Source organism: Mesorhizobium sp. M0051, assembly GCF_040323235.1.
In the GTDB taxonomy this organism is placed as follows: domain Bacteria; phylum Pseudomonadota; class Alphaproteobacteria; order Rhizobiales; family Rhizobiaceae; genus Mesorhizobium.
This window is the reverse complement of record NZ_JAMYUT010000025.1, coordinates 26,091-48,716: the sequence shown is the minus strand read 5'-3', so window position 1 is coordinate 48,716 and position 22,626 is coordinate 26,091. Positions and strand designations below refer to the sequence as shown.

At 58.1% G+C, this 22,626-nt stretch carries 16 protein-coding genes and 2 pseudogenes; 16 read left to right on the top strand and 2 right to left on the bottom strand.

The genetic code is table 11. The features are described from left to right. The first annotated feature begins 7 nt into the window (after positions 1–7). The 3 genes from NKJ90_RS23430 (at position 8) to NKJ90_RS23420 (ending at position 3,334) form a co-directional block, all read left to right on the top strand. The gene (locus NKJ90_RS23430; protein ID WP_196815355.1) at positions 8–193 is read left to right on the top strand and encodes a hypothetical protein; all 186 of its coding nucleotides are present in this window, start codon (positions 8–10) and stop codon (positions 191–193) included. A 477-nt stretch (positions 194–670) separates the two neighbouring features. Then, positions 671–1,999 (top strand): dicarboxylate/amino acid:cation symporter, encoded by a 1,329-nt coding sequence (locus NKJ90_RS23425; RefSeq protein ID WP_352486882.1) that lies wholly within the window; start codon positions 671–673, stop codon positions 1,997–1,999. Between the two features lie 303 nt (positions 2,000–2,302). After that, the gene (locus tag NKJ90_RS23420) at positions 2,303–3,334 is read left to right on the top strand and encodes a LacI family DNA-binding transcriptional regulator (protein WP_023736284.1); all 1,032 of its coding nucleotides are present in this window, start codon (positions 2,303–2,305) and stop codon (positions 3,332–3,334) included. Between the two features lie 506 nt (positions 3,335–3,840). On the opposite strand, the gene NKJ90_RS23415 is transcribed toward NKJ90_RS23420, so the two are convergent. After that, positions 3,841–4,866 carry a LysR family transcriptional regulator gene (locus NKJ90_RS23415; protein WP_023770903.1) on the bottom strand — a complete coding sequence of 342 codons (1,026 nt, stop codon included), beginning with the start codon at positions 4,864–4,866 and terminating at the stop codon, positions 3,841–3,843. Between the two features lie 238 nt (positions 4,867–5,104). Between NKJ90_RS23415 and NKJ90_RS23410 the strand changes: the two genes are divergently transcribed. The 12 genes and pseudogenes from NKJ90_RS23410 to NKJ90_RS23350 all read left to right on the top strand — a co-directional run. Further along, the gene (locus NKJ90_RS23410; RefSeq protein WP_352486881.1) at positions 5,105–5,698 is read left to right on the top strand and encodes a NodA family N-acyltransferase; all 594 of its coding nucleotides are present in this window, start codon (positions 5,105–5,107) and stop codon (positions 5,696–5,698) included. Beyond that, entirely contained in the window at positions 5,695–6,354 is a 660-nt protein-coding gene (gene nodB / locus NKJ90_RS23405) for a chitooligosaccharide deacetylase NodB (protein ID WP_023766912.1), read from the top strand. Before NKJ90_RS23410 ends, nodB begins: the two co-directional genes overlap by 4 nt. 14 nt (positions 6,355–6,368) lie before the next feature. Beyond that, positions 6,369–7,727 (top strand): chitooligosaccharide synthase NodC, encoded by a 1,359-nt coding sequence (gene nodC, locus NKJ90_RS23400; RefSeq protein ID WP_023784692.1) that lies wholly within the window; start codon positions 6,369–6,371, stop codon positions 7,725–7,727. 35 nt (positions 7,728–7,762) lie between these two features. Then, the gene (nodS, locus tag NKJ90_RS23395) at positions 7,763–8,371 is read left to right on the top strand and encodes a nodulation methyltransferase NodS (protein ID WP_023770905.1); all 609 of its coding nucleotides are present in this window, start codon (positions 7,763–7,765) and stop codon (positions 8,369–8,371) included. Positions 8,372–8,406: 35 nt separating this feature from the next. After that, a pseudogene (locus NKJ90_RS23390) lies at positions 8,407–8,652 on the top strand (carbamoyltransferase N-terminal domain-containing protein); the annotation flags it as partial. Between the two features lie 43 nt (positions 8,653–8,695). Beyond that, the gene (nodI, locus tag NKJ90_RS23385; protein ID WP_023736276.1) at positions 8,696–9,607 is read left to right on the top strand and encodes a nodulation factor ABC transporter ATP-binding protein NodI; all 912 of its coding nucleotides are present in this window, start codon (positions 8,696–8,698) and stop codon (positions 9,605–9,607) included. 3 nt (positions 9,608–9,610) lie between these two features. Further along, on the top strand, positions 9,611–10,399 hold the full coding sequence (locus NKJ90_RS23380) for an ABC transporter permease (protein WP_023770906.1): 789 nt from the start codon (positions 9,611–9,613) through the stop codon (positions 10,397–10,399). A gap of 54 nt (positions 10,400–10,453) precedes the next feature. After that, on the top strand, positions 10,454–11,404 hold the full coding sequence (locus tag NKJ90_RS23375) for a LysR family transcriptional regulator (protein ID WP_023770907.1): 951 nt from the start codon (positions 10,454–10,456) through the stop codon (positions 11,402–11,404). A 1,197-nt stretch (positions 11,405–12,601) separates the two neighbouring features. Then, positions 12,602–13,402 carry a calcium-binding protein gene (locus NKJ90_RS23365; RefSeq protein WP_023784695.1) on the top strand — a complete coding sequence of 267 codons (801 nt, stop codon included), beginning with the start codon at positions 12,602–12,604 and terminating at the stop codon, positions 13,400–13,402. 384 nt (positions 13,403–13,786) lie between these two features. After that, the gene (locus tag NKJ90_RS23360) at positions 13,787–15,562 is read left to right on the top strand and encodes a type I secretion system permease/ATPase (protein ID WP_352486924.1); all 1,776 of its coding nucleotides are present in this window, start codon (positions 13,787–13,789) and stop codon (positions 15,560–15,562) included. Beyond that, on the top strand, positions 15,537–16,850 hold the full coding sequence (locus tag NKJ90_RS23355) for an HlyD family type I secretion periplasmic adaptor subunit (protein WP_023784697.1): 1,314 nt from the start codon (positions 15,537–15,539) through the stop codon (positions 16,848–16,850). The genes NKJ90_RS23360 and NKJ90_RS23355 overlap by 26 nt, the downstream gene beginning before the upstream one ends. 88 nt (positions 16,851–16,938) lie before the next feature. Beyond that, positions 16,939–17,495, top strand: a pseudogene (locus NKJ90_RS23350) (transposase); the annotation flags it as partial. A gap of 490 nt (positions 17,496–17,985) precedes the next feature. Here NKJ90_RS23350 and NKJ90_RS23345 read toward each other — a convergent pair. Then, on the bottom strand, positions 17,986–19,575 hold the full coding sequence (locus NKJ90_RS23345; RefSeq protein ID WP_352486878.1) for a recombinase family protein: 1,590 nt from the start codon (positions 19,573–19,575) through the stop codon (positions 17,986–17,988). Positions 19,576–20,753: 1,178 nt separating this feature from the next. Here NKJ90_RS23345 and NKJ90_RS23340 point away from each other — a divergent pair. Further along, on the top strand, positions 20,754–21,332 hold the full coding sequence (locus NKJ90_RS23340; protein WP_352486877.1) for a hypothetical protein: 579 nt from the start codon (positions 20,754–20,756) through the stop codon (positions 21,330–21,332). Positions 21,333–22,626 lie beyond the last annotated feature (1,294 nt).

Here is a 22,626-nt window from a genome sequence, read left to right as displayed (position 1 = left end):
GAAGATGATGAACGATGAACTGCGCAAGGTTATCCGGGGATATACGAAGTTGTCTCTGGGTGATCGGAAAGAGTTTGTAACACGGATCACCCGGCCTGGGGCCGAAATCGGCACACTCAATGAGCGTATCGAAAAGTCTGAACAGATTACGATGGGACCGCTTGGAAGCGGCTGCCCCTGCTGCGGGCGTTGATTTGCCAAAACGGGTCGTCCAAAGGCCCATCCGAATTATTCTGTGCATTGCAGCGGCTGCATAGGCGTAGCCTGTCCAGAAACGAGCGCTTCCGAACAGGGGTAAGTTAGCCTGTCATCTGGACGGGCTTATGAACAGGCGACCTATTTGGTACGCGCTGGCGCCAGCGATGCGGCCCGGTCCAGAGCAGGCTCAAACGAGGAACCCACCACGCTCTGTGCAGCAAAACCGCTAGCCAGAGGGATCGACCGGCAGCACTCTGCCAGAGACCATCAAGGGCGTGCCGGACCGCGGCCTATCCCGCTGGTCTGACACCGCATTCCTCTAATTTGGCGAGCCCACGTCAGTTCAGGTCATGCGGATTCATCTGGCATGGGTATTGCGGAGGCGTTGGTGCAGCGTTCGACCGGAGCGCCGCGATAGGGAGAAGCCCGGGAGAAGTCACGCCACCTCGATCCGGTCAGGGAGAGAGAAACAGTGTCAGCTGCACAAGTTCGCGGCGCGAGTCCCGCGCCCCGCAAACCCTTCTACACCAAGCTCTACGCCCAGGTGCTTGCCGCCATCGCGCTCGGCGTCGCAATTGGGTATTTTTATCCGGAGACCGGCGAGAGCCTGAAGCCGCTGGGTGATGCCTTCATCAAGCTGGTCAAGATGATCATCGCGCCTGTCATCTTCCTGACAATTGCCACCGGCATTGCCGGCATGAACGATCTTCATAAGGTCGGCCGGGTCGCCGGTAAAGCAATGGTCTATTTCCTCACCTTCTCGACGCTCGCGCTGATCGTCGGCCTCATCGTGGCCAATGTCGTCCAGCCTGGCGCCGGCCTCAACATTGATCCGGCCTCGCTCGATGTCCAGGCCGTGAATACCTATGCCGCAAAAGCCAGCGAGCAGTCGGTCACCGGCTTTCTGATGAACATCATCCCGCCAACGATCGTCGGTGCCTTCGCGGAAGGCGACATCCTGCAGGTGCTGTTCTTCTCGGTTCTGTTCGGCATGGCGCTTGCGATGGCCGGAGAGCCGGGCAAGCCTGTCGTTTGCTTCCTTCAGGCGCTCATCGCGCCTGTCTTCAAGCTCGTTGGAATTCTGATGAAGGCCGCGCCGATCGGCGCTTTTGGCGCAATGGCCTTCACCATCGGCAGATATGGCATCGGTTCGGTGGTCAACCTCGCGATGCTGGTCGCGACGTTCTATTTCACCGCCTTCCTCTTCGTGTTCGGGGTTCTCGGCGCGGTCTGTCGCTACAACGGCTTCTCGATCTGTTCTCTCATTCGCTACATCAAGGAAGAGCTGCTGCTTGTCCTCGCAACGTCCTCCTCGGAGGCGGCGCTCCCTTCGCTGATGCAGAAAATGGAGAAGGCGGGCGCCAGGCGTTCGGTTGTGGGTCTCGTCATCCCGGCCGGATACTCATTCAATCTGGACGGCACGAATATCTACATGACGCTGGCGGCCCTCTTCATCGCGCAGGCGACGAACACGGATCTGTCCATCGGCGATCAGGTGCTGCTGCTGCTCGTAGCAATGCTTTCCTCCAAGGGCGCTGCAGGTGTCACAGGCGCGGGCTTCATCACCCTGGCGGCTACGCTCGCCGTAGTTCCGAGTGTTCCCGTTGCTGGGATGGCACTGATACTCGGCATCGACCGCTTCATGTCCGAATGCCGGGCGCTGACGAATTGCGTCGGCAACGCAGTGGCATCCCTCGTCGTCGCCCGCTGGGAAGGAGAATTGGACCGAGCACAGATGAAAGCCGCCTTCTGCGGTCATCAGCTTGCCGAGGCATCAAACCGGTTATCCTCCTCCCAATAAGGTGGGCGGCCCACGACCTGTTAAGTCGCCTAGCTGGTCACATGAACTGAACGACCGACCCGCAGCCTCTAAACGGCTCCTCACGGACCATGTAGCCGAAGCGCTAAATGTGTGAGTGCAAACCGTCACCGCCCTTTAAGCGAATGAGCCTTTCAGTATACCCGGCCGGTTTACGTCTGGAATGATGTTGTCCAACACGCTGTTGGCCATTCGTATGGGACGTCTTCACTTTGCCACCCGAAACCGAAACGCGTCAGGCGACAGAGAGCCGGCCCGCGTCAAAAACCGATCAGAATAGGACCTATGACCAAGCGCCCCACAATTGCCGATCTCGCCCGCGAAGCCCGAGTCAGCGTAGCAACGATCGATCGGGTTCTGAACGCCCGCCATCCGGTGCGCGAGGAGACCGCGCGGCGGGTCCACGACGCCGCCCACGCGATTGGCTATCATGCTGCCGGGCTAATCAAGCAGCGCTTGCGGCGAGACCTACCGCACTACCGTCTGGGCTTCATCTTGAGAAAACCGGCCCAGCATTTCTACCAAGATTTTGCGCGCGAGGTCGAAGCATCGGTCAATTTGGCCCAGTCCTTCCACGGCATTCCGCTCGTCGAATTCGCCCCGTCACATATGCCGAGCGACCTGATCGCGCGGCTCAAGGATTTGGGCGCACGCTGCCATGCGATCGCGATGGTGGCACCGGACCACCCGAAAATTACAGCAGCGGTTGAGGACCTCAAGGCCAAAGGCATTCCGGTTTTCTCGCTGCTTTCCGACTTCGCCGCCGGCGTACGACAGGGGTATATCGGCCTTAATAACCGCAAGGTGGGGCGCACGGCCGCTTGGATGGTGTCGAAGGTCGCAAAACGGCCCGGCAAAGTGGCGGTTTTTGTCGGCAGCCATCGTTTCCAGGGGCACGAGCTCCGTGACGTCGGCTTTCGCTCCTATTGCCGTGAGAACGCGCCCACGTTCGAGGTGCTGGATCCTGTCATGAACCTCGAGAAACGGCAGATCACCTACGAGGCAACGCTTGATCTCATGCAGCGAGAGCCCGAGCTCGTCGGCTTCTATGTCGCCGGCGGCGGCATGGAGGGCGCCATCTCCGCGCTCCGAGAAGAGGGCAAAAGTCGCGATCTCGTCGCGATCGTGAATGAAATCACGCCGGAGTCTCGGGCGGCGCTCGCAGATAATATCGTCACGATGGCGGTCGCCACGCCAATGCGCCGACTTTGCCGGGAGCTGATAACGCTGATGACGCGGGCTATCGAGACCGGCACCGCTGAAACACCCGGACAGACATTTCTCCCGTTCGACATCCATCTGCCGGAAAATATATGAAACTCATGGGCTCTATCGTGAGCGGGGAGTTTCCTTTCATACACGAGAGAAAGTTGAATGATGATCCCATCCCGCGGGGTGGCCGCACCCACGGACCTCAGCCGGGCAGAATGTAGCGCCGATTAGATGAACGGATCGGCCACGCGTTCAGGCAGAAGCGCGGGGTCAATTGCCTGGGTCCGCAGCGTCAAGCTCGACCGGCTTCATTGCCAAGTGCCCGACTTTCTCGGTGCAGGGGACTGTCGTCGACGCCAGTAGCCGAGCGAGGCTGGCACAGATTGGATCGACCACGTCGACCGCCATCTCCTCGTCTGGCCGCGCGTGAAAAGCCGCGGCAAGGCCTGCGACGTTGGCATTTAAGTGGGGCTGAGCATCTTCTGGGACTCCGCAAGCAAAATCGGAGGCGGCAGTCAATTCAGTAGCAACCCCGGGCGTGTGTTCTGCTCGTTCCTGGCCCTCGTACTTGACAAGCAACTGCGCCGCTCTGCTGGGCAAAGGCCCGGTGTTTAAGTGGGGCTTAACATCTTCCGGGACTTCGCACGTGAAATCGAGGTGGCAGTCGGTACCAACAACCGCAAGGTCGGATCGGCGTGCCCGAGACGCTCATTGATTTCAGGCAAAGGCGCCAGGCAAGATGCCTCCTGCAACATCATTTCCCGCATCCACATGCTTGCCGGATCAGTATTGTGAAGCTCAGGCCATTGGACGGCCTCCGTGAATGCGGGAGGAGGAAGTGGCGGCGGAAGTTGGACAATCCGCAGGGGTGTTGTTTTTGCGAAATGCTGCGCCAGCCGTAAGGGCATGGTCCCGATGCGGTTGGTGCCTGACAGGACGGGCGCGATCAGGCTAAAGCCCTGTACGACGACCTCGACACGTCTCTCGAAACCGTGCTCGAGCAAATACCATTCCTCCATGGTGGGCTGCCGGGTGTGCCTGAATTTGAGCACGACATGCCCCATGGACAAGTATCGCTCGAATGTAAGTGGCTCTGACAGCTGCTTGTTCGTGCCGCAGCCTACGCATACGAGCATATCGTCGAACAGGGCTGCGCGAGGATGTTTCGACATGAACACTTCCGGCATAATCAGAAAATCAAGGTCGCCGCGCCGGAGAAGCTCCTCGGGGTCGTCGCAAATAGGCAGACACTCAAAGCGGACGCCGGGAGCTTCCCGCGCAGCACGCTCTACGATCTTCTTAAAAAATACGAGCGTGATGTAATCGGAAAGCATCATTCGGAAGAGACGATCCGATTGGGCTGGGTTGAAAGCGTCGGAGGAAATAATCGATAGCTGGATGTGCAGCAATGCCTCCCGGACTGCTGTGGCGAGCCCGTCGGCGCGCGGTGTCAAAATGAGCTCGCGGCCGTTCATCGTAAATAGCTCATCGTTGAAATAGGCGCGTAACCGAGCAACGGCGGCGCTCATGGCCGGCTGGCTCAGGTTGATACTGCGAGCCGCGGCAGTGACTTTACGCTCCCTCATCAGAGCGTCCAGCACAACGAGGAGATTTAGATCGAGTCCCTTGAAACGCATGTCATGTTCTATCCAACGTGTGGATGCGTATCATTCAAACAATCAATTTTACGAATTTACGAGCCATGCATTAGAGGAACGTTAATGAGCGACGTCAAGCTCAAATCGACGACACGGGCCGGAACTTCGAGAGAGCGTCTGGCTCACCTTCGCCAACGACAACGGCTGAATGCAGCCAACAGCGCCGCTTTGGTCGGGTAATGCGGCCGCAAAAAACTAATATGAAGAGAGGTCCTGAATGCGCCATCAGGTGCAGTGGAAGTTGTGCTGGGAAAACGAGTTGCAGCTCTCCGATCACGTTGAGCTCGCCGAGTTCTTTCGTGATACGTACGGGCCGACTGGGGCGTCCAACGCAGAACCGTTCGAAGGTAGTCGAAGCTGGGCCGGAGCCAGGCCTGAACTCCGCGTGATCGCCTATGATTCAAGTGGTGTAGCGGCTCACATGGGCATACTGCGCCGTTTCATCAAGGTTGACGCGGTCGACCTGTTGGTGGCTGAGCTGGGCCTGTACGGGGTACGCCCGGACCTTGAGGGTCTCGGAATCGCCCATTCAATCCATGTCATGCTTCCAATACTGCAGGAGCTTGGCGTTCCATTCGCTTTCGGAACGGTCCGGGACGCGCTGCGGAATCATGTTGAGAGGTTCGGGCGGCGATACAGGCCTTTGGCCGTTTTGTCGGGAATTCGCGTGCGCTCGACCCGACCAGAGGCCCGCCTCGACCTGCCGCCCACACGCATCGATGAGGCACTCACCATTGTTCTGCCGGTTGGACGGCCGATCAGCGAATGGCCCAGGGGCACGATGATAGATCGGAACGGACCAGAGCTATGAGCCGTCCCGATTGCTTGTACGAAGTGCGCCGTGAGTGCTCTGACGGCACCGGCCGTCGCAGCGTTTATCTGACGTTTGACGACGGTCCCAATCGACTTTTCACACCGGAGATTCTCGATGTGCTGGCAGAGCAGCGGGTGCCGGCGACTTTCTTCGTCATCGGCGCCTACGCCTTAGAGCACCCAGATCTAATCCAACGGATGATCGCAGAAGGGCACGAGGTAGGCAACCACACGATGTCTCATCCGGATCTGTACCAATGCGGTTTCGGCGAAGTGCAACGTGAGGTCTTTGAAGCGAACGACGCCATCATGAGAGCGTGCCCGCAGGCCTCGGTGCGCTATGTTCGCGCGCCCTACGGCGCCTGGAGCGAAGAAGTCTTCACAGCGTCACAGATCGCGGGGCTGGCGGCCCTCCATTGGTCCGTCGACCCTCGAGATTGGTCTCGCCCTGGGGTCGACGCGATTATCGATAAAGTGCTCGCCTCTGTCCGGCCGGGCGCAATCGTACTCTTGCACGACGGATGCCCTCCCGGCGAGTTGGGCCGGGGCGCTCACGCCGGTCTGCGCGACCAGACGGTCACGGCGCTGTCCCGGCTGATTCCAGCATTGCGTGAGCGCGGATTTGTAATCCGCTCACTTCCTCAACATCACTGAACAAACGAGATCCCATGACTCTTCTTGGTACAACCAGCACTGTGGCCATATCGCTTTATGCGCTGCTCTCGACTGCTTATAAGAGCATGCAGGGGCTTTATGCTCTGCCGACAAACGACTCATCGGCGTTGGAGGTTCTCGTCGGCTCCGATCAACTGCCCAGCGTGGATGTCATCGTCCCCTGCTTCAACGAGGATCCGCGCACGCTTTCAGAGTGCCTGGCTTCCATTGCCGACCAAGAATACGCCGGAAGACTTCGGGTCTATGTGGTTGATGACGGTTCTGGAAATCGCGAAGCCTTAGGAACTGTCCACGAAGCCTACGCGCGCGACCCTAGGTTCGACATCATTTTGCTTCCCGAGAATGTTGGAAAGCGCAAGGCGCAGATCGCCGCGATACGCCGCTCATCAGGGGATCTGGTGCTTAACGTTGATTCAGACACGTTACTCGCGTCCGACGTCATTGCCAAGCTTGTACCGAAGATGCGAGATTCAGCGGTCGGCGCAGTCATGGGTCAGTTGACGGCCAGTAACCGGACCGAGAGCTGGCTGACCAGGCTGATAGACATGGAGTACTGGCTGGCTTGCAACGAGGAGCGCGCGGCGCAGGCTCGCTTCGGTGCCGTTATGTGCTGTTGCGGCCCATGTGCCATGTACCGCCGGTCTGCGCTCCTTTTGTTACTGGACCAGTACGAGTCGCAGTTTTTTCGGGGCAAGCCAAGCGACTTCGGTGAGGATCGCCATCTTACTATCCTGATGCTGAAAGCAGGCTTTCGAACCGAGTACGTTCCGAGCGCCATCGCGGCCACAGTCGTCCCGAACAGACTAGGACCGTATCTGCGCCAACAACTCCGTTGGGCACGAAGCACATTCCGGGACACGCTGCTTGGGCTGCGCTTGCTGCCCAGCCTGAATAGCTATCTCACGTTGGACGTGGTCGGACAGAATCTCGGCGCGCTACTCCTCGCCGTATCGGTATTAACGGGCCTCGCACATTTCGCACTGACAGGCTCTGTGCCTTGGTGGACAGGACTGATGATTGTGTCCATGACCATGCTCCGATGCAGCGTGGTAGCATTTCGTGCCCGACAGTTTCGATTTCTGGGCTTTTCGCTGCACACGTTCATCAACATCTTTCTCTTGCTTCCGTTGAAAGCCTACGCGCTGTGTACATTGAGCAATAGCGATTGGCTGTCGCGAGGCTCTGCTGTCGCTACATCGAACACTGGGGGAAAACAGGCCCCCACCCAAACTCCGATCACTGGTTCCAGCAGGGCAGAATTCTCGCCCCATGCGGCTCCGCTTCGCAGGCTCAATCTTGCGCGGGATTCTTCGGAATTAGTGCTGTCGGGCAACATTTGCGGCGACGAGTGATCGCTAATTACCTAGTGGACGAGAGGTGCACGAGTTTGACCCAGAACGTGAATCATCAGTTGCTTGATCGGGAATTGGCCGCAGACGATCCGTGGCTTCTCGACGGCAATCCGTTCGAGCGGAAGCGCCACACGCAAATGCTCCAGCTGGCGCTTGCCCAAGGCTCCATTTCAAATGCCCTCGAAGTCGGGTGCGCTGCCGGCGCATTCACGGAAAAACTAGCCCCCTACTGCCAAGGGCTCACCGTCATCGATGTCGTGGCGCAAGCGATTGCTCGAGCGCGTCAACGGATAAACGAGCCGTCGCGCATCAACTGGATAGTCTCCGATGTTCAACAGTTTTCGACCGACGAGTTGTTTGACCTGATCGTTGTGGCGGAGGTCCTCTACTATCTCGAAGACATAGCCGAGATGCGCGCGGCCGTCAAAAACCTGGTGCGGGTGCTTGCGCCTGGCGGGCATCTGATCTTCGGATCGGCAAGGGATGCTAATTGCCGTCGCTGGGGTCACGCCGCTGGTGCTGAGCCGGTCATCGCCATGCTGAACGAAACGTTGATCGAGGTAGAGCGTCTTGAGTGTCGGGGCGAGTCGGTCAACGAAGACTGCTTGCTCGTCCGTTTCCGAAACCCGCTTTCCGCTTCCTGATGAATCGAATCTATCGCCGTTAACCTGGAGACACTATGCGCATCTTTGGTATCAAGCTGACCCATGATGGGGCGATCGCCCTGGTCGAGGATGGACGGCTCGTCTTCTGCGTTGACCAGGAAAAGCGGCACAACGATCCGCGTTACCAAGCCACCGATAATCTCTACGCAATTGTCGCCGCTTTACCGGAACAGGGGCTAAATCCTTGTGATGTCGATCAGTTCGTTATCGACGGCTGGGATCGCGAAGACGAGTCACAGTTTCAGGTCCGGCAGGCAACCAAGCAACCGCCAGTCTTGGCGTCCCTCTCGGTAAAATGAACCCATGTCCATGGTAGCGATCGATCTTACTGACGTAAGCAAAACTTATGACAAGCTCGTTGTCGACAGACTGTCGTTCCGCGTTGCGGCGGGGGAATGCTTCGGGCTCTTGGGACCGAACGGCGCGGGCAAAAGCACGATTGCGCGTATGGTCCTCGGCATGACATCGCCCGATGCGGGGAAGATTACTGTGCTCGGCGTTCCAGTGCCGGCGCGCGCGCGTTTGGCACGTATGCGCATCGGCGTGGTCCCGCAGTTCGATAATCTTGATACCGCGTTCACTGTACGCGAGAACCTGTTGGTGTTCGGGCGCTACTTCCGGATGAGCAGACGCCAGATCGATGCGGTCATACCATCGCTGCTTGAGTTCGCCCGCCTCGAGAACAAAGCGGATGCGCGCGTCGCCGAACTGTCCGGCGGCATGAAGCGGCGCCTGACGCTCGCGCGTGCGCTGATCAATGACCCGCACTTGCTGGTGATGGACGAGCCGACCACCGGCCTCGATCCGCAGGCCCGCCACCTGATCTGGGAACGGCTGCGATCGCTGCTGGCGCGGGGCAAGACTATTCTTCTGACTACCCATTTCATGGAAGAGGCCGAGCGGCTGTGCGATCGGCTGTGCGTTATGGAGGAGGGGCGCAAGATCGCCGAAGGCCGCCCGTCCGCACTCATTGACGAGCAGATCGGCTGTGACGTGGTCGAGGTCTACGGCGGCAATCCGCATGAACTGGGTGCGCTGATCCGGCCGTACGCACAGCGCATCGAGGTGAGCGGTGAGACGCTTTTTTGCTATGCACCCGATCCGGAGCAGGTGCTGGCGCAGCTACGCGGGCGCGCGGGTCTACGCCTTCTGCAGCGTCCCCCCAATCTCGAGGATGTGTTTTTGCGGCTAACCGGGCGCGAGATGGAGGACTGAACAATGGGCGAACGTTATGCGGCGGGCATGCCCGCCAATGCGTGGAATTGGGTCGCGGTTTGGCGCCGCAACTATCTCGGATGGAAGAAAATCGGGCTTGCATCGGTGCTCGGCAACCTCGCCGATCCGATGATCTATCTGTTCGGTCTCGGCTTTGGAATCGGAACAATGATAGGTCCTGTTGAGGGCACTTCGTACATTGCGTTTCTCGCGGCTGGCATGGTTGCCACAAGCGCGATGGCATCGGCGACCGCTGAAACGGTTTACGGGAGTTTCGGCCGCATGGGCGACCAGCGCACCTGGGAAGGAATGCTATGCACTCAGCTGACGCTCGGCGATATCTTACTCGGCGAATTGGCGTGGGCAGCCACCAAGGCCCTGATGGCGGGCACAGCAATCACTATTGTTGCCACCACGCTAGGCTACGCATCGTGGCCATCCATCCTCTGCTTGCTGCCAGTCATCGCTCTCAGTGGCCTCGCCTTCGCGAGTCTAGCGATGGTCGTCACGGCGCTTGCGCCCAGTTATGAATATTTCATATTTTATAATACGCTTGTTATAACACCCATGCTCTTCCTTTGCGGCGCGATGTTTCCGGTCAACCAATTGCCCGGCGCTTTTCAGGACATCGCCTCCTTGTTGCCCCTCGCACATGCAATTGACCTCATTCGTCCGGCGATGCTTGGCCGTCCGGCCGGCAGCATGGGCCTGCATATCGGCGCGCTTTGCATATACACGGTTTTGCCGTTCTTCCTATCGGTTGCTCTGTTTCGTCGTCGGCTGATGCGTTGACGCTCTCACCATTCGTGAAATTGGGCGATACCGACGCGTCGGATAGGTCAATGCATGCGTTTTAAGGGACTCGATCTAAATCTCCTCGTTGTGCTGGACGCTTTGATCAGGGAGCGTAAAGTCACCACCGCAGCCCGCAGTATTAACCTGAGTCAGCCGGCCATGAGCGCCGCCGTCGGTCGGTTACGCGCCTATTTCAGCGATGAGCTATTTACGATGAACGGCCGCGAACTCATTTTGACACCGCGCGCGGAGGGGCTCGCCACAGCAGTCCGGGAGGCATTGCTGCACATCCAGCTGTCGATTATTTCCTGGGACCCCTTTAACCCGGTCGGATCGGATCGTCGCTTCCGCATCATCCTTTCCGATTACCTCACACTCGTATTTTTTAAGAAAATCGTAAAGCGTGCTGCGCGGGAAGCTCCCGCCGTCCGCTTCGAATGTCTGCCTATTTCCGACGACCCCGAGGAGCTTCTCCGGCGCGGCGACGTTGATTTTCTGATTATGCCGGAAGTGTTCATGTCGAAACATCCTCGCGCAGCCCTGTTCGAAGATATGCTCGTATGCGTAGGCTGCGGCACGAACAAGCAGCTGTCAGAGCCACTTACATTCGACCGATACTTGTCGATGGGGCAGGTTGTGCTCAAATTCGGAGACACCCGGCAGCCCTCCATCGAGGAATGGTATTTACTCGAGAACGGTTTCGAGAGACGTATCGAGGTCGTCGTACACGGCTTTAGCATGATCCCGCCCCTTCTATCAGGCACCAGCCGCATCGGGACCATGCCGTTGCGGCTGGCGCAGCATTTCGCGAAATTAACACCCTTGCGGATTGTCGAACTTCCGCCGCCACTTCCTGCCGCATTCACGGAGGCCGTCCAATGGCCTGCGCTTCACAATAATGATCCGGCAAGCCTATGGATGCGGGAAATGATGTTGCAGGAGGCATCTCGTATGATTGCCCTGCCTAAGAGCACCGGACGTCTCAGTTGTCGGCCGAATTGAGAAACTGACCCCTCGGTTATGAGAGGAGGCATGGATGGCGATTGGGATTGGGCGATTCCTGCATTGTCGAGAACGATGCAGGGAGAGCAGATCCTTCAGCCTGAAGAGGTGGCAGCGATGCTGCGGCGGCATGAGGTTGGCGGGGAACCGACGGGCGAAGGAATTCGGGTGCGCGCGCAACACCGTGCCTCGGCATCTAAGCGAGGGCGGGACTGTTCCGTTTCGCAAGCCCGTGCGGCCGACGGCGTTTGACGGACTGGACGATTGGCTGCGGGAGCGCTTCTTCCCCCATGGGTCGAGCCGGATGACGATCTCGACCCGCTCCAGATGCACCGGGAACGCCTTGCGCGGTCGCGCAGCACGTCGCGGCTCGCCTGTCGGTCTTGCGGTCTTGCGGCCTCGAGTTCGGACTCAATCGCGCCGAGCCCGGTCTGGATTCGAAGGCGAAGGCCTGCTGGGCACGTTCGAGCTTCTCGGAGCTGCGACCGAAGCGGCGCGCTCCAGCTGCTTGACGATCCCTGAAGGTCGGCGAGCCTCTCCTGGGCACGCTCGTTGAGTGTCGCCATCCGGACGATCTCGGCCTTGAGTGTTCGCTCCGGAGTTGTTGCAGTTCGGCCTTCTTCGCCGCCATGGGGACGAATATCGCCTTGAGCGGAACGATTTCGTGGAGACGGGCCACAGCGCTTCTCGTCATGACGCCGACAAAAGCTTACTTTGCACGGCCAGAGGCCCGCCTTTTGCGCCTGAGTCACTTCGCCACGGCCTATCCGGCCGACGTCGGACGCCGTCTCCGATCGGCTTAAGCGCGCCAGTCCATGCCTTCGACGAGCGCCATCAGTTGGGCGCGGCAAGCCGGATCACGCCGTTCTCCACCCGCGGCCAGCGGAACTTGTCCTCGTCCAGCGCTTACGGTGCGGGTATGCCGGCGCCGAGCAACAGAGAGAAGTTTGGGGCGGAACTAGGACGGCTTACGAAGTGTTGTCCCGGTCCGGTTTGAGTGTCCAATCTTCAGATCGATTGCTTGGGCGACCAGATTCCCCGCCGCCTGCGAGCCCGCTACTGCTCAGCGGAAGGGCGAAGTGAACGTGAATGCATCCATTTCGTAAATGTGTGTCTATCCAAGCAATCGATTTCTCTAATTACCCGATGAGCAATATGAACGCGTCAGGCAGGGTGCATCATCAGGAGTATTTTTCGATGGCAAACATTATCGAGGGTAGCCCGGATGCCGAAACACTCCTCGGCACCAAGGGTGAAGATTGGATGGAGGGTTTCCAGGGCGGTGACTGGATTGACGGTCGTGGCGGCAACGACGAGATCTCGGCTGGCCCGGGCAGTGACCGAGCCCTTGGCGGCGAGGGTAACGACCGCATCTTCGGCGGAGATGGCTGGGACGATCTCTCCGGCGACAACGGCCGCTTCAACGCGCGCATCTCCGGTGAGGACAATGACAGGCTCAGCGGCGGTCCCGGCCAGGATGTCCTCTACGTGGGTGACGGCCAGGATACGTTGACCGGGGGCACCGACAATGACACGTTCGTGTTCCAGTTCCACAATCCGGTGCCTGGGGTCGATCCGAGTGTCGGGTCGAAGCCGGACATTACCACTATCACCGATTTCAACCCGGCGGAGGACAAGTTCGCCTTCGATGCGGTGGGCCTCTACAACGACGGTTTTGGCGCGAACTTCGTCAACAACGCCAGTATACAGTCCGGCTACCCGGTGAGCAGCTTCTACAGTGGCGCGGCCTCGGGTGCGAACGGCGAACATGTCGTGGTAATCACTGGCGAATCTTTCAACTCTGCTGATGAGGCAGCGCGTGCGATCTCCGGCGAGCACGCCGGCGACATCATTGTCTACCAAAGCAGCTACACCGACAGAGTCGCAACTCTGGCCTATGTCACCGGCGACGGCAGCGCGCACGAGTTCGCCCACCTGGGCGGTGTGGTCACCGTGGCCGACCTAGGCCTGACCGCGTCGGACTTCACCTTCGTTTGATCCAGAAAACCGATACGGAACCGCGCCCCGCCCCCCTGGGCGGGCGCTTTCCCGTCTCCGCTACTTGCGATGGGCCGGGGCGCCCGGGAGCAGTCGCAGCGTGTACAGCTTGACGAAGCCCTGCACGTCGCGCTGGTCGTACACCGAAATCTCCCTGAAGGCGTGGAGGCGGAAGCCTGTTCGGGCCCTTGCGGCCGGCCACGATGAATCCCTTCCAAACCTTCAGCCGGACGGTGTTGTTGTTGACCCGCTCCATTAGATGCCAAACCAAACATATTCGGCGGGAGCACTGATCCTGAATCAGCGAGTCGGTTGCCGCTCGGGGAGCAATATAGGGAGCTGGGTCGCCAGATCCTCACGGAGACCTACGTGAGTAACCATTCCTTGAAGGATTCAGCTTTGAGACCTTTCCCTCTGACTTCCGCTATTTGGGGAATTCTGTTGATCAGCGGCGTGGTCAACGTGCTTGCGCTGATCTCGCCGCTGTTCATGCTTCAAGTCTATGACCGCGTTCTGGCAAGTGGCAGCGTATCGACGCTGGTGGGGCTCGTCGTGCTTGCTGCGGGGCTTTATGCGTTCCAATGCTTGCTCGACATTTTGCGCGCCCGCGTGCTGCTGCGGATTGGCGAGCGTTTCGATGGAGAGTTTTCCGGACGCGTTCACAATGCGATCGTTCGCCTTCCGCTTTCAACGCGCATGCCGGGCGACGGCTTACAGCCGCTTCGCGATCTCGACAATGTTCGCGGCTTCTTAGGTGGAAACGGTCCGACAGCGTTCTTCGATCTGCCATGGATGCTGTTTTATCTTGGCATTTGCTTCCTCCTTCATTTCTGGATCGGCATGACGGCACTTATCGGGGCGGGCGGTCTCACATCTCTGACACTCCTTGCCAACACTCTCTCGCAACGGCCGATAAGCGATACCGTTTCCCACAACATGGCACGCAATGGTCTGCTGCAAGCAGCGCGTTGCAATGCCGAGGTCGTGCAAGCTCTCGGTCTTGGAAAGCGGATCGCTGCCCGATGGCAAAAGGCCAATGCCAAGTTTCTGGCCGCCAACCGGAAAGCTGGGGACGTGGCAGGTGGGCTGGGTGCCATTTCAAAATCGCTGCGCGTGCTGCTGCAATCGGCCATTCTTGCCGTCGGCGCGTACCTTGTCATCAGACAGGAGGCTACGGCCGGGGTTATGATTGCCAGTTCGATCATGATGGGGCGTGCGCTGGCTCCGGTCGATCTGGCCATTTCAAGCTGGAAACCTTTCCTCATGGCGCGCCAGGGTTGGGCGCGGCTGGAGGACCTCCTGGAAAAGGTTCCTGAATCCGCTGCCGTTATGCCAATGCCTGCACCTGAACGCGAACTGCGCCTCGAAGGCGTGACAATCGTTCCGCCCGGCGCAAGGAAGCCGACCGTGACCGGCCTTGCGTTTGCCATTCAGGCGGGAAGCGCACTCGGGATCATCGGTGCATCGGGCTCGGGCAAGTCGACACTCTCGCGCGCCATCGTCGGCGCATGGGCGCCGGTCGCCGGAAAAGTTCGCATCGACAGCGCAAGCCTCGATCAATGGGACCGGGAAGCACTAGGCCGTCATATCGGCTATCTGCCGCAAGGTGTTGAACTGTTCGACGGCACCATTGCCGAAAACATCGCTCGTTTTGAAGATAATCCTGACCCTGAGGCTATTGTCGCCGCGGCGAAAGCAGCGGGCACGCACGAACTGATCCTCCGATTTGAGCACGGCTACGAAACTCCAATCGGTGAGGCCGGATCGGCACTTTCCGCCGGGCAGCGCCAGCGTATCGGTCTTGCCCGTGCTCTTTATCGAGACCCTTTCCTTGTTGTGCTGGATGAACCCAATGCCAATCTCGATTCGGAAGGCGAGGCTGCGGTCGTTAAGGCGATCGCCTCCGTGCGCGAGCGCAAGGGCATTGCGGTTGTCGTCGCCCATCGGCCCAGCGCCATCCGCGCCGTGGATTTGGTGTTGGTGATGGAAGGTGGACGGCAGCGAGTATTCGGTGCGCGTGGTGAAGCGCTTTCCAAAGTCCTGAAGGGGACAGCGATGGCAAGAGGCGCTGGCGTCAAGGCCATCGAATCTACACAGGATAACGTGGGAGAGCGCGCTGACATGGAGGATCCCGGTGTCCGGCATTCATCAGAACAATGACGTTTCCAGCTCCATTCGCCGCCACCTGGTGGCGGGCCTCCTGGCGAGCGTAATCTTTGTGGGAGGAGCCGGAGCCTGGGCGGCCTTCACGAATCTCTCCGGTGCGGTTGTCGCGTCCGGACACTTTGTCGTCGATTCCTATGTCAAGAAGGTGCAGCACCCGACCGGCGGGGTGGTGGGAGAAATCCTGGTGCGCGAAGGCGATAAAGTAAAAGCCGGCGACATCCTCATGCGGCTCGATGCCACCCAGACGCGCGCTAATCTCGCCATAGTCAGCAAGCGGCTCGATGAGCTCGCCGCCTACCAGGCACGACTCGATGCTGAGCGTGACGATCTCGCGGAGATCGCCTTCCCGGACTGGCTGCTCGCCCGAAGAGATGTTCCGGACGTAGCTTCGGCAATACATAGCGAGACGCTGCTGTTCGAATTCCGCAGACAATCCCGCGACGGAAAGCAGGCGCAACTGGCGGAACACATTACTCAGTATCGCCACGAGATCGAAGGATTCGAGGCGCAGGAAATTGCCTGTGAAAAAAGGATCGAGGTTCTCCTAAAGGAAATTGCTGTTCTGAGTGGGCTGCGCGACCAAGGCATTGTCTCGGACCAACGGTTGAACAGCCTGAAGATCCAGGTTGCCACTTTCGGTGGCGAACGCGGTGAGAAGATCGCAGATCAGGCACAGACAGCAGCCCGCATAGCCGAAACGCGCCTGCAGATCCCGCAGATCGATCAGGATTTCAAGACCGAAGTCGGCCAGGAGCTCAGAGAGGTTCAGGCGCAGGTCGGGGAGTATGGTGAGCGCAAGGTGGCGGCTGAACAAGAACTGCGACGGATCGATATCGTCGCGCCGCAGTCAGGCACCATTCAACAACTCGCAGTTCATACGGTCGGCGGAGTGATTACGCCCGCCGATCCGATCATGCTAATCGTGCCGGAAGGCGACGATCTTGCGCTTGAAGTACGAATCACCCCGAAGGACATCGACCAAATCCAGCTTGGTCACAAGGCCGTGCTGCGGATGTCAGCTTTCAATCTGAGAACCACGCCGGAATTGAACGGATATGTCAGCCGGATCGCAGCCGATCTGGCGACGGACGAAAAAAACGGCATTTCGTATTACCTGGTGCGTTTATCGGTTCCGCATGCGGAACTGACGAAGCTCAAGGACCTGACGCTCGTGCCCGGCATGCCGGCCGAAGCGATGGTCAAGACGGGCGAGCGTACGGCGCTTTCCTATTTTGTGAAGCCGCTGTCGGACCAAATCAGTCGGGCATTCCAGGAGGAATGAAAGTAATCTGATCTGATCCCCCGAAACTGGACCGTTCAGAATTGGAGTTTTCCGCTGTAGTTTCCCGGCTGGGAGAGGAGCGGAAGCGATGAAAGCATCGAAGTTTTCGGACGCGCAGAAGGCGTTCATTCTGAAGCAGGGAGCGGATGGGTTTCCTGTGGCGGAGATCTGCCGGAGGGCCGGGATCAGCCAGGCGACCTATTTCAACTGGAAGAAGAAATATGACGGGCTGCTGCCGACAGAGATGAAGCGGCTGAAGCAGCTCGAGGACGAGAACGGCAAGCTCAGAAAGCTGATCGCCGACCTGTCGCTGGACAAGGAGATGCTGCAGGACGTGATCCGCCGAAAACTGTGAGGCCTGGTCGCAAGCGCGAGCTGGTGGCCGATACCTGTGCTGATTGGAACGTGTCGATCCGGCGAGCGTGCCGTGTTCTGGAGTTCGACACCTCCACCTATCACTACAAGTCCCGCCGCCGTGACCAGGCCGGCCTCGAAGCTCGGATCAAAGACATCTGCGCGACGCGGGTTCGCTATGGCTACCGGCGCGTGCACGTGATGCTCACGCGGGAGGGCTGGGACATCAACATGAAGCGGACCTATCGCATTTACAGGGACTTGGGCCTTCAACTGAGGGGGTTGTCGCCTGTAGTGCAGCCATAACTCGTTGCCAGTTCTGGTCCGGGGGAGCTAGCTTTCTCTGCCCAAGGTTTGTAGCCTTTGAGCCGACAGTCAATGGAACCGTTTTGCAGCCAATTCTAGCGTAAACTGTGCGCTACCGCCTATTCGACTAGACCTATGGATGAGCCTATTCCCCAACTTGCTCTCGAGAATGCAGGCGCTTGGTCCTCGTCTATGAAAGCATCGAGGAGATCGAACTCTTCGCAAAGAACATCGCATCTCCCCGAAGAAAGTTTGCCCCATCTCCGCCGTCCCCAAGTGCGCTTATCGCTGCCGGAAACGCGCACCTGCGGCCTTCACCGGTTAGGTTCTGCTGCACCGCGACGACCGGAGATGAAAGTCGGCGTTACGCCCAAACGCAAAAACCGCGCCGGTTAGACCTTGACGGTTATCGATTTATGATGAAATTGGTTGCGGGGACGGGATTGCATCTGCTGACCTCGCTTGCGAAGTCCCTTCAACAGACGAACTCGGTTGCAGCGCTGTATTGGCGGTAGCGCTCTCCCGCTACCACCCTAAACCCACTATCGTACGTAATAGTGGGATCTTGCCTTTGGCTGTCCTCGGCCACCGCACGTTCCCCAGCATAGCGCGCTTGGGGAAATGTGTTGCCGCCGATGAGGGCGGCAAGCTTGCCTTTGACCTCGACCTCAATACCCTGTCGCGCCCCTTTGGGATGAACCGTCACACTGTGAACGAGCGCGCGGAAGCTCTTCACCAGCGCGCCCTGATCGTCATTCGCCTCGGCGTGATGAGCTAGGACCGAAGCGAGCTCATCGACCGTTTTGACATACCTCTTTATCGTCGCTGGATGTACGGCAAGGGTTGATGGCGCCTCTTCAAGATTGGCGAGTTCGGCCTCGGCCTCGATGCGTCGACCTTTCAGTTCGGCAATGCGTTCTCGGGCGTCGTCATCCCCAATGACTCCCTTGACTACCAAGTCAATGTTGCGTTGTCGCTCGGCTTCAATCCGTGCGATCTTTGTCTCAAGGGTGATCCGAGCATTGGTCGCACCGGCTGCCAGCCGTTGACGCTCTTGATTATAATTCCGCACGTAGATCTCAATGAGCCGCGGGTCCTTCAGCTCATCACGCATTCCATCCAATACAGCATTCTCTACGTTCCGCAGATAGACTATGCGACGATTGGAACAGCTGCCGCTCTCACGAACTGTCGAGCAGCGAATTCGTGTTTTGCCAGTCTTGTCGCGGTCGTGCACCGACATGCCCGAACCGCAGCCGCCACATCGTAACAGGCCCGAGAGGAGGTGTGGCGGCCGACGCTTCACACTCGATTTGAGACGAGATCGTTCTGTCTTCAAGGCCTGCGCGCATTGCCATATCTCTTCATCAACGATACGCAGCTGTGGGACGTCAATTGTCTGCCCCTGGTCGCGGCTATTCGGACGGGACAGACGCCTGCCGGTATCTGGGTCCTTAACCATCCGAACCTTGTTCCAGACGATGCGTCCAAAATAAAGCTCGTTCAAAATCATCCCCGCGCCGCGTTGTGCATTGCCGTTGATGGTCGAGGCGTTCCAACGAGTGCCGCGAGGCGGACAAACGCCTTCGCGATTGAGATCTTGTGCTATTTCGCGTGGTGGCCGGCCAGAGGTGTAGGCCGCAAAAATCCGGCGAACAACCTCGGCCTCCTCTTTAACGATCTCCAGTTCACCGGGGCTCCCAGGAACTGCTCGATATCCGTATGCGCGACCGCCGGCATGGCGTCCGTCCCGAACTACTCCGGCCATTCCTCGACGCACTTTTTTTGCGCCGTCCTCGCGCTGCATCTGGCCCACCAGACCTCGAATTCCGATCAAGATCGCGTCAGCTGTGCCGTCGTGAACAGCTTGGATCTCGATCCCCAGGAATGACAGTCGTTTGTGAAGCCCAGCAAGATCCTCCATATCACGCGAAAGGCGATCGAGTGCCTCAACGATGACGACATCAAACTTTTGTTCGCGCGCCGCATCCATCATTCTCATCAGGCCATCGCGGCCAAACATCGAAGCGCCAGAGCGAGCTTTGTCCTCGTAGGCTGCGACCATCAAACCGATGCCGCGAAGCATACGCGCGGCAAAGGACTATCTGGTCATCGGTGGACTTTTCGTTCTGCAGCTCGGTCGAGAACCGGGCATAGATGGCTGCGCGTGTCATTCATGAACCTCGCCGTTACGGCCAATTGCTTCGACATCCCATTTAGATGTCGAAGCAGATAGCCTCGCGGCGAGATGATCGCGCCTAGCATCGGCAATCGCAAGAGCTTCCACGAACCGAACTAGCATAGGATCGAGCGCATGTTGCACCGCCCGACGCGTGCAGGCATTTGGCCCAGCGGCATCCCGCTTGTTCACCGATTGCTTCATCGGAGTGAAGGATGTGGTGCCGTGCAGCGTTGAGGAAGCGGGCCAAGCGCATGTTCGTACAGATCGGACACGACGACGTGCGAAAGGGACAGGCGCCAGCGGGATCATCTGGTGAGTTTGTTGAAACGCCTTTTCGACCTGAATGGGCCAACCCGCTGGTTGTCGATCCGAAGCCTTAGGTCCAAAATCACTGACTGCATCACCGAACCCGAGATTCGCTGATCGTGCCGATTTGACGATACCAAGCCGCATTGCTCAGACAATCATGGTAGGCCCGGAGGGACGTGGTCTTTTCGACACAATCAATCAGTTAGCGGGTGGTTAGCCGAGCCATATCCTTCGTATGTTCTCGTATTTGGTGGCGAACCCAGTGGCGAGGACTCCGAATGAGCTCAGCCCGACTCGTCAAGTTGTCGAAATCAAAACAACGCTGACGGCGCAGGATTACACATGCGTTGATTGCGGGGACCAGCAACCACCGATACCGACATTCGCTGATCGTGATTTCGTAGAGGACGGTGTGCGTTAAGGCGCCAATCGCTCAAACCTCATAGACCTATATGCAGACAGGATTCGCCGAAGGCGGGGCGCCCGTCTCCAAATTATTCTGGTCGTCGCTCTGCGTGACGACGGCATCCCGCTACAGACTCTCATCAGGGAGCCAGGATCATTGCGAATAGGCTCGAAAGTCATTTCGCCAACGCCGCCAACTCTCAAAGTATCGCGTCCGGTGCTTGGGGCCCACTCAGCAGACGTCAACGCCAAGTCCGTGCTCGGAGTATGTACTAATATTTGGATCTGATCACCATTGGCGCGGCGCCTGCCGCGCAGTAGGGTGTAAAATATAGGATATTGTCACAATGGTGCTGCCGCACATGGAGAACGTCATGAACGGGGATCAAGATCGTACGGAAGATGAGAAATATCTCATTGAGTCACTCAGGGAAAAAATCAAAGCAAAGATGGATGTAGCGAAAACTTTTGGGGCGTTCTTTACAGGACTCCTCACTGCTGTAATTGCCCTCATTAGCGACAGAGGGAAACTCGAAACAATTATTGGTGGTGACGAGTATGGCTTCTGCGCTCCTCAGTGCCATCTACTTGGCAATTTCTACCGCTATGCTTTCTTTTTTTCTGTCATTTTTATAGCGATAGCAGTCGTTCTTTTTTTTCGTGCGATGTATGCATATGATCGTTTGCTTATGCCGCGTTACTTCTGGACAGAAAAACGCAGCGTGAAGGACCTGTACGATTTAATGAGCGAAGCTTGGAACAATTTGTTCAACATTGCCGCTTGCCTTCTCGCGGTAGGTTTGCTCGGTTTTGCAGTCGTTCTACTGAGATTGGACAAAATAGAGATGCTTGTTTTGGTCGGACTCTTGGGTGCTGCGGTTCTCATTTCGGAACTTGCGGTAACAAGAATTCGGTTTCAGAAGTAGGTATCGGAATGTGACGACGCTCCACTCCATGCTCAGGAAATCCATGATCAAACGGTGGCAGGCTCAAGCAACGTGCGGCACAATAAATTGAACTCGCTCAGCGGTTTAGAAGCATTGAGCGGCGCCGTGCCTTTCTTATATCATCATCGAAAGGAGTGCACGTAGTGTCAATACAGTTCTCTGAATTTTCGCTTGTCAATGAATCTAATCGAAGCGGAAATCTTTCTCTGGAAGCCCCAACGGGTCAAAGCGTTCTGGAGTTTCCCCTTAGTCCCGGGATGTTGTTGAAACTAAATCCTTTTGTTGAGGATGCAGATTCCGCTCGGTTGATTTTCTCTATCAGCAACGGAGATAATTTCTCCGAACTTACCTTCGAGACACAGATTAACGCAACGCACGACGGCAGCTGTCTTCGAAACTACCTGACTGCGCTGAGGTTTCAGTTCGTCGATGATAGAGGAATAATGTCCGTGGATACCGAATGCCAACCTAAGTAGCGCCCGCGCCCAGGCGAAAGTTGGCGCTTCTGGGGCGCCATCCACGTCAGACCTGGAAAACAACTGGTCCGTCTGGATGGCAGCCTCGTCGCGCCTCGCGCAACTCGTCTCGCATGGTCAAAACGGGCCAGCCAGTAGCAGGCTGCCCGTGCTGCTCGCGCTCCGGGCAAGCGATCGATGGAAAGCCGTGTCTGTTCCCATGGGTGGGCCCGGAGCATCCGGGACAATACGGGTAAGCCGGAAGAAACTACAACAGCTAAGGCGGCAAGGGCACAGAAGTTGCCGGCGCTTCCCAGTATTCCCAGATGCAACGCTCCGCCGAGGATACACCAAGTTATGCCAATCGGCTCAAGGTCTATGACGCACGAACGCAGGTGGCGCCGGCGTTATTTTCAGTTTGCTCAACGGCCGCGGCCGTCGCTGCCGTCGTTACATGGGTGAAAAACAATGTCCCTGCCTCGCCGTGTGCAGCAGCGGCCGATACTGCCCACCATCTTTATCTGAATGTCAGGAACGAGCCATGAACGTTCAGATCCAAATTCCTGTAGAGGACATGAACCTGACGGCGGTTCCACACGCGTCCTATGCGATATCCGGCGCAAACTGTGACTGTGGAAGGCTGTAGCGTTTGTCGTGAATTTGTCAAAGCGAGTTCGGCTTTTTCGACCCAAACGTCGCTCCGTCCGGGACTGCCGATCTCCCTCGGGTTCGACCACATCGATAGCGCTTGTCGGGAAAGGGAGGGGCAGAGCCCTTTGCGCCCTGCATTTGAAGATTTCAGAGTTGTAGGGTGTCTA